3 protein-coding genes and 1 pseudogene are annotated in these 8,946 nt (G+C 46.6%); all 4 read right to left on the reverse strand.

Going from position 1 to position 8,946, the window contains the following annotated elements; all coding sequences use genetic code 11:
• A pseudogene (locus tag JGK20_RS31020) lies at positions 1 to 419 on the reverse strand (ShlB/FhaC/HecB family hemolysin secretion/activation protein); the annotation flags it as partial.
• Positions 409 to 1,074, reverse strand: coding sequence for a hypothetical protein (locus JGK20_RS31025; RefSeq protein ID WP_293233345.1), 666 nt, complete (start codon positions 1,072 to 1,074; stop codon positions 409 to 411). The pseudogene JGK20_RS31020 and the gene JGK20_RS31025, both read right to left, overlap by 11 nt.
• Positions 1,022 to 3,112 (reverse strand): filamentous hemagglutinin N-terminal domain-containing protein, encoded by a 2,091-nt coding sequence (locus JGK20_RS31030; RefSeq protein ID WP_293233347.1) that lies wholly within the window; start codon positions 3,110 to 3,112, stop codon positions 1,022 to 1,024. The genes JGK20_RS31025 and JGK20_RS31030 overlap by 53 nt, the downstream gene beginning before the upstream one ends.
• A 449-nt stretch (positions 3,113 to 3,561) precedes the next feature.
• Positions 3,562 to 8,910, reverse strand: a complete 5,349-nt coding sequence (locus JGK20_RS31035; protein ID WP_293233349.1) for a S8 family serine peptidase — start codon at positions 8,908 to 8,910, stop codon at positions 3,562 to 3,564.
• Between the last annotated feature and the right edge of the window lie 36 nt (positions 8,911 to 8,946).

Here is an 8,946-nt window from a genome sequence, read left to right on the forward strand (position 1 = left end):
AAGCGAAAATTAGCGATCGAGATTGCCTCGATCGCCTCATCAGTTTTGCTATCTTCCGGCGTTGGAGTTGCCGTTGGAGTTGCGGGCGATCGATCTGCTGGCGGCACTGGGATAGAACATTCGTAAGCTTCACCGGTATCGGAATCGGGTTCAGTCTTTCTTTCTTCCAGCGTGGGAGAGGGCTCTGTAGGTGGCAGGTTTTGCGGGTTTTGCCGGGAAGGAGTGGTTTGCGGTTCTAGAGGTTCTGCGGGATTGGGAACTTGAACCGTCAAGTCTGGGCCGCCCGGATTCAACTCTCCTGCTGGTTGCAGCAGAAGAGTTTCCGCCTTCAGCGGCCAAGCCGCCAAGCTGCTTGCTAACAAGCCCGCACTCAACGGCAGCCAGCGATCGCCCCTGTTCCGGTTTCTGTTATTGAACATCGCAGGCTGGGTGGGGAATAACGGGACTTTGCAGCGGCACCGCAGCAGGATAAGCAGTGAAGATGACTTCTCCTTTGCTGTTAACCGCCAAACCTCGGGCTGCCTGGATGGGGCGAGAAGCGGGGCGAACCGCTTGCTGGGGTGCGGCAGTTCTCGATCGCCCTTCGACAGGCGGTACAGCGTCAGCTAAACCGACGGTTGCAGAGCCGCCGCTGAGGGTTTCCCCTGGATTGGCAGGCAAGCCGCGCCCGGTTCTGGTAAAGGTTCTATCTTCTCCCGGCTTCCGTTGATTGGGACAAATTTGGGCGATCGCGTCGGGATTGGCGATCGTCTCTGGTAGCTTAGCCACGCCTTGGGTGGGGTCTGCTTCAGGGGTGTTGAGGAGTATCTCGCCGTCGAGTTGCGGGCCGGCCAGGGAGGTAGCGGTGATGTCGCTGGTGAGATTGGAGGCGGGATCTGTGAGGCGGCGCGATCGGGCTCCGAAAATGCCTTCTGGGGCTGTAATTTCGACGCGGCCGGCTTCGCGGTTGACGGCATTGGCGGTGATGTCGCTGTTGATACCGGCAATTAAGGCTCTGGTATTGATGTTGATATTGCCGCCCCTAGCATCGCCGGTGGCGGTTGGACGCTTGGAGGTTGATATTGCCGAAGTCACCGGATCTAGTTTCTGCCGTAATGGTTCCTCTGTCTAGTCGGATGTTGCTGGCTGTTACCTTCAGGTTGCCGGCAGAGCCCGTACCCCTGCTCCCATCTACAGCAACACTTGCCCCATCCCGTACCCTCAGCAGTCCCGTATTAATCGTTACACTCCCTGCTTCTCCGGTGTCCGTTGTCGCTGCTGTCAAACGGCTGGGCAAGCGCCCATCAGCCCTGACTATCCTGACTAAGGGAGAAGCTCTTCCTGGTACGATCTCTGGAACGATGCCGGAAGTTCCAGTCACTTCAATAGACTCCGAGGCATTGACTGTAAGAGAACCTCCCTTTCCACCTGCGAAAGTATCTGCTGATATTGCAGCTCCATCCCGAACAGTTAAGCGCCTCGTTGTTACGGTTAGGTTATCTGCATTGCCAGCATTAGAGTCCATTGCTCTCCCTGTGGACTGGGTGAACAAGCCACTGGGAGAGCCGTCTGTAGCCGTTCCAGTGAGTTCAACATATTCTGTGGCATTTATAGTTAAAGTCCCTGCTTGCCCGCTACCTTGAGTTGTTGCTAATACCTGACCGCCATTTTGAGCAATTAAGCGCCCTGTTTCAATGCTGATATTGCCACCGCGCCCACTACCTGAACTGAAAGCCGATATTCCAGACCGATCTTTAACAATCTGCCCGGACGCTTGAATGAGTATATTGCCTGCATTCCCCGTACCATTGGTGGAAGATGAAATTTCACCTCCATCTCGCAAAATCAACTCTCTGGTGGAAATGGTCAAATCTTGTGAATTGCCAGAAGAACCAGGCTCAGTTTGAGTTGCCAAAACGCTAAAAAATTGACCATCTGCCGATCGCCCAGTCAATTCTATAGACTCGGAAGCAGTGACAGTTAACCTTCCCCCGGAACCCTCTGAAAAAGTAGTTGAGCCTACCTGTGCCCCATCTCGTAAAATTAATCGACCGGTGGCGATCGTTAAATCTCCGGCATTTCCTGTTGCCGGTAAAGTTTGCCCCTCTTCAACATCAACTTGAGCAAATAAGCCACTGGGCCCATTGCCATCAGCATTAGTGCCACTCAATTCTATGGAATCTGTCGCTGTGACGGATAAATTCCCACCTCTGCCAGCCCCGTAGGTAGTCGTATCTACATAACCACCACCTTCAGCGATCAACTGTGTTGCTTGAATCGAAACCGTACCCCCGTCTTGGCTGCCGCGAGTCTGAGAAAGAATTCCTGAGTCCTCCGTCAGTACCACCCGCCGCCCCTGTACTTGAATAGTACCGCCACCTTCACCGCTAGCACTTACAACAGCACCCTGTGACAATTCAATATCTTGGAAGTCCCGGACACCTGCATATCCCAAAGCGAAACCTGAGTCATTGAAAGTCAGGCCAACTAAACTGTTAGCACCGACACTGCCAAGTTCGATTCGGCCTCCCGATGCTGTCAAAAGTCCACCTGGAAGCGCTATGTCGCCGCCCACTAGCGCTAAAGTTTGACCGAGTGAAACTTCTAAACCTACGGGGTTCTGATTTCCTTCGCCACTGTCTTCAACAGCAGAAACGGCTACAGAGCGATCGACAATTTGACCGGGATTCGGACCAAATTGCAAGCTAGTCGGAATGCTGATAGTTAGCAGAGGAGTTGTTTGGGGATTGGTAGCACTGAATGATGTGCCGTCAGCGAAGTTGATGCGATCGGCTGTAGTGCCTAGAAACGAGCCACCGATATTCAGGCTGGCATTCGGGCCAAAAATAATGCCGTTGGGGTTGAGGAGAAATAGGTTAGCGCTACCGTTGGTTTGGAGGATGCCATCAATGTTAGAAATTGACCCGCCAGTGACGCGAGTGAAAATATTTTGAATCGTATCAGCGTTGTTGAAAAATGCTGTGCCACCAGTGGGGACGGAAAATTCCTGAAAGCTATGGAACAGGTTGCGACCCGCTGCTGTGCCGCCTTCAATGGTGAAGGTGTTATCGTTTTGGGTGACGGTGGAGTTGAGCGGTAAAGTGTCATCCCGGACAATTTGGGCAGTTGCCAAAGTGGGAAAACCACAAATGTAAAAAAGAATACAGAATATTTTTAATTTTGTTTTATTTTTCACGGGGGATGCAGGATATAAAAACGGGCGATCGATGAAAATATTAAGATGATTAGTCCTGGAGGCAGAAACCGATTTTTTTTACAAAAATAAGGCACTCCCGACCTTGAATACTCATAAAAAACTAGGTTTTTTTAGTATTTATATGCAAGTCCTAGTTATCTTACAACACAAAGAGCCGAAGATATAGCAGTCGCTAAGGTGCTTTGGTCACTGAGCGTAGTCGAAGTAGGCATTTCGACCCTTCGACTACGCTCACATAAGTAGGTTGGGTTTAAGAATGAGCCCTCCGCTTCGCCCAACACCTTCTTCTAGTTGATGTTGGGCGGAGCGTTTAGCGGAGGGTTCTCTTCGTTCAACCCAACCTACAGATCTAACTACGGATATTATTAAGAAATAGGTGTAACTGTAGTGCTTATATTTCCAATTGCACCTACACCTAAAACTGTAAACCTCCCTTCCGTAGCAAATGTCGAACCTGCAAAAGCAGTATCAATTGCTTGTACGCTCCAGTAATAAGTACCTGGTTTAAGATTTTTCATCGTCCAATTTGTGTTTTGATTGACATTGCCCATTTGAACTACTTTACGGGTTCCATTGCTATTAGCCATCGGAGACATAATATCTGAATCTCCAGGAGTTGTTCCTACTCGCAGGTTATAAGTCAAACCTGCTTGCGGTGTTTCAGCATCAGTAGCAGGACTCCAGTTTAGGCTGACAGAATTGCCATTAACTGAAGAGATCAGTCCAGCAGGTGTTACCGGAACACTATTTACAGTTAAAAGGTTGTTTCTGTAAACTTTGGTACTAGCAGAGGGAGAACCCAAGCGATTGCCAGCTAAAAGCAGATCCAAGTCGCGATCGTTGTCATAGTCTCCCCAACTTACTGAACTGCCAAAAACTCCTTGTAAGTTGGTACTAATATCGGTAAACCTGCCGCCATCATTGCGGTAGAGTTTTGAGATTCTGGATGGCGAAGCACCTGTCAAAAGAATATCTAAGTCCCCGTCATTATCGTAATCTCCCCAATCTACAGAGCTATAATAAGCTCCCTGCAAGCCCGCTTGAATCTCCGTGAAACTGCCAGCATCATTGCGATAAATCTTAGCAACCGGAGATGAATTGCTCGGCGTTAAACCAGTCAAAAGTACATCTAGATCGCCGTCATTGTCATAGTCTCCCCAAGCTGCATCACCCGAAAAAACGCCCGTTAATGGCGCACCTATATCTGTGAAACTGCCATTATCGTTGCGATAAATCTTAGAGATATCTGCTGAAACTGAACCATCAGAATTACCAGTTATGAGAATATCGAGATCTCCATCTTTGTCGTAGTCACCCCAATCTGTTGAACCCTGCCAAACTCCCTGTAAATTTGCGGCTGTATCTGTAAAACTACCGCTGTCATTACGGTAGACCTTCGCAATCTTAACCGAGGAACCAGAAATAATGGCACCACCTGTCAGAAGTATATCGAGATCGCCATCATTATCGTAATCTCCCCAATTTGCTGAACTATTCCAAACTCCTTGCAAGTTAGCACTGACATCCGTAAAATTACCGCCATCGTTCCGATAAACTTTCGAGACTGGGTTTGAGGCATTATCCAAACCTGTTAGCAGAATATCGAGATCGCCATCTCTGTCATAATCTCCCCAATCAATCGAACTATTCTTAACTCCACTCAAAGCAGCATTAACATCTGTAAAGTTGCCGCTATCGTTTCGGTAAACTTTGGCTACAGAATTCGGACCGTTTGTGCCTGTCACCAAAATATCTAGATCGCTATCGTTATCGTAATCTCCCCAAGCTGCCGAACTGTAGAAAACTCCTTCCAAAGTAGCATTAATGTCGGTAAATAGTTCTGTGGATGCTGGATTAGCTGCGATCGCAATTCCTTGAGAAAACTCCGAAGTGTTATTATTTGCGTCAGTAGCAGTAGCAGTAATAAATTGACCGATGGGAACAGCCAACGGTAAATTAATGGCGACAGCCGCATTACCACTGCTATCAGTCGTTACATTTTGGAATCCAAGGAACTTCTCTCCTTCTCCATAGCCACCACCACCTAAACCAGAGTCATCTAAAACCTTGTTAGAGAAAAACTCTACTCTGAATGTAGTATTGGGAGTGCTATTTATCTTACCTTTAATAGCCGTATTCCCATTGCTAGAGATAGCAGAAGTCAGCTCAGGAAAATTCTGGAAGTTGTTAAAACCTGTATCGCTATCTCCTAAATCATTCACGGTCAATCCATTATCTCCCAGATCGATTCCTAAGCGATCGCTCCCAGAAATAGAATTAGATAGAATAGCATTGCCAGTTGAGCCATCACCTCTAAGATAGACACCGTTTTTACCGTTACCGAATATCAAGTTTGATACCCCAACTGCTGTCCCACCAATAGTGTTGTTAGAGGCACCCAAAATAACAATACCACCATTTGTATTTCCCAATTTTTGAGTACCCGTGAGATCGCTACCGATATAGTTGCCTTGAATGAGGTTATTGCTAGCATTTGCTCCCTCAATGTAAATGCCAAGGCTATCGTTACCAGAAATGACGTTTCGGGCTTTAACCGTTTGACCGCCAATAATATTATTAGAAGACCAAACTGATATGCCACTATAGCCGTTACCTAAATCTTGAGTACCAGTTACATCAGTACCGATGAAATTTCCTTCAATGATGTTGCCGCCATTATCACGCAATCTGATAGCATCAACACCAAAACGGTTAATTGTTAATCCTCTAACCGTACTGTTGCCAGCAGTGATATACAAACCATCCACTGGTACATTACTGCCATCTAATTCTATTACTGGTCGAGTTGAATATCCCGGCTGACTGGTTCCATCAATAATCACTGAATCGGTAATCCGCGGCAGTGGCGATAGCGGCCGAATGGTAAAAGCGTTGTTGCTGGTGTTGTAACCAGGATCTGTAGGAGGAACTTTGAATATAACTGTATCCTTGCCCGGATTGCTATTAGCCCAATTTAAAACTTCTCGCAAACTTCCTGGCCCGCTGTCTTTGGTATTGGTAACAACATTGGGTGACTCGTCTAGTTCCAATCCGTAAAGATTGAGCTTCCAACTATTCCAATTACCTTTCAATTCGTTGCCACTTTTATCAATAACTTGCAACTTCCATTCACCTTTTGATAACTCACCCCAGTGTCGGACTGAAATAAATTTCCACTCTTTTGAATCTGGCGATAATCTATCGCTAGTGTTTGATTTTGGGATATCAGGCATGGTATTTGCCAATACTGATTCAGTGCCATCTGATGAAATTAGTTTCACTGTAAAGTCACGCCACTCGGGATGCTCAGCAGCAAGAATTACTTCTGCTGTTTCGATAATAATATTCTTGGTAATTGTAGTCTTAGCTTCTATTCCTGCTACACTACCATCAGGAATCGCTTTCATCACATTCTCCAAGTCAGAAGTCACTAAAACTTGCTTTCCTACAGGTGTCCAATTAACCGCAGCTTTAACCGCAGCGGCGGCATCAATCGCACCAAAGCCTTGTTCGTAACTCACCCAAAATCCTGCTTTATTCTGCTCCCATTTGGGTTTCCCTTCGCTATCTTTGCCATTGAGGTCATTTTTCTGAGCCGTCTTGGCTAAAATATGTTGCTCATCACGCACAGTTAGTTTAGGATTAGCTTCCAGCATCAAAGCGATCGCTCCAGAAATCACAGGCGCGGCCGCAGAAGTTCCTCCAAAATCGTCATCATAGCCACCAGAGCCATTTTCAAAAATATCTGTTGTGGTAATCCCTTGTGCGTTATTAGGATCGTTATTGTCGGAGGATGCTGAAATGAAAATTGCCGAGCCGGGTGTACTGTAAGTGGTGTGATTTCCTGCTCGATCGATTGCACCTACCGCTATCGCATTACGGGAACTACCAAAACTATTATAATTGACATTCCCGTTAAAGTTCCCTTCATTCCCACCCGCAAATACATAGGTATTTCCCAACCCATTTCGACCTTTGGTAACTCCTGTTTGCAAGGCTTGCAGAGCTAAAGGTTGCCGCCTCATGTATTCAGGACCCCAACTGTTATTAAAAATATCGATCGACTGATTGCGATTAGATTGTCCCGGTTGTGTCTGAGGATCGAATAAAGCATCAGCAATCTGTTTTCCTAAAGGGTCAGCCTCGTAATTTAGTGGCTCTGTATTACCAAATAGTCGCAGCCCTGCTAATTTCGATTCAGGAGCTACACCCATAATCCCTTTACTGTTTTCACTGGCTGCTGCAATTCCTGCAACCGCAGTTCCGTGAGGGTTAGCAGTGTTAATTTGTAATGTCCAGCGTTTCAAAAGTTCTTGGCTAAGCTGGCGCATTTCGTCTGCATCATACTCATCGGGGTTGGGATTCTTAATTTCTAATTGCCAATTCCCGCCCGCATAACTCCCATAAAATTGACCTTGATTTAGATTGAAACTTTGAGAGCTACTTCCAGTCAATTTTAGCGGAACTTTTTGCGAAAACTTCAGATCGTCCAGACCGGGCCACCACCATCTTGCAGGAGAAATAGGGCGTCGATAGAAAAGGCTGAACGCAGATTTGTCAGGACTGTAGAGAGACACTTGCAACTCTTCAATTTTTGGTAAATTAGGTGGTAGAGATTGACTGAAATCGAAGGTAGCCTGAATATCTTTTACCATCCCTGTCAAATTTACAGGAAGAGAGAAGTTAATACTATTCCAACCATTTACTTTTGGTTGTGAAAGATTGGCTGTAAAGCCCTTTGTGGATGTTGGCGATGGATCGCTATCTTTATCAGTAAAATCCCAACTCAAATTAGGGTTGTACCGGCTTGCTAAATCTGGGTGCTTGTATTCCAAGCCATCATCCACAATTGCAATAGTCGTACCCCTTCCCCGCACTGTTTGAGAAGTTGCAGGATTAATTACATCCCAAGCTGCGGGGAGATTCGCGTTTTTTAAATTCCACTGGTCTTTGTATAAAGTTTCCTTCGGCTCGTACAACAAATTTAATTTGACAGGAACCTGCGGGTAAGCATATTCTACTCCTCCGATTGTTGCTAGCTGAGCCTCCACCTCTTTCGGATTTCTTCCCTGTGGAAATTCCCAGATAAAAGTGTTGGGAATGTGGCCGGTATCTCCCCGATCGATCGCCCCAATTCTAGCTGCTAATTCTTGGGAAGACTGTCCGGGTGTCAGCCATACAACCCATTCCTTTGTTTCTGCTAAAGCTTCTGGCGGATAACTGTCGATATTTGCAGCACCAACGATCGCCAATCTGACTTCATCAGACAACCCATCTTCACCCGGATCGCTAATCAGCGCAAACTTTTGAATCGCAACCGGGCTAGCACCACCTGCTTTATCATAGGCGATCGCCGATAATTGATAGCGCCCCGGTGCTAAACCGCTCAAATTATCACTAAAGTTAAATCGGCCGAACCCATCACTGTCAGTGGTAAATTCAGTAACATCATTAGCGATTTCAATTTTCTCACCACCTTCTTTTTGGAACCAGAAATCGACTTTAGCAATATCGCTGACTCCTTCTGTATCAAAAACCTTAGCGCCACTAAAGCTAATTTTTTCACCCTTGGTATAGAGAGGTAAAGTTCTAAATTGTAAATCCCCCGGCGCACTATTGACTAATAAAGTGCTGCTCGTTTCATTGCTAGCTGCACCAGATTTGTCGTAGCCGATCGCCCTCAAGCGATATCTACCCGCCGATAACCCACTCAACGTGTAATTAAAAGTTGCCCAACGATTGTCGGAACT

It is taken from the genome of Microcoleus sp. PH2017_05_CCC_O_A, assembly GCF_020738785.1.
Lineage (GTDB): Bacteria > Cyanobacteriota > Cyanobacteriia > Cyanobacteriales > Microcoleaceae > Microcoleus.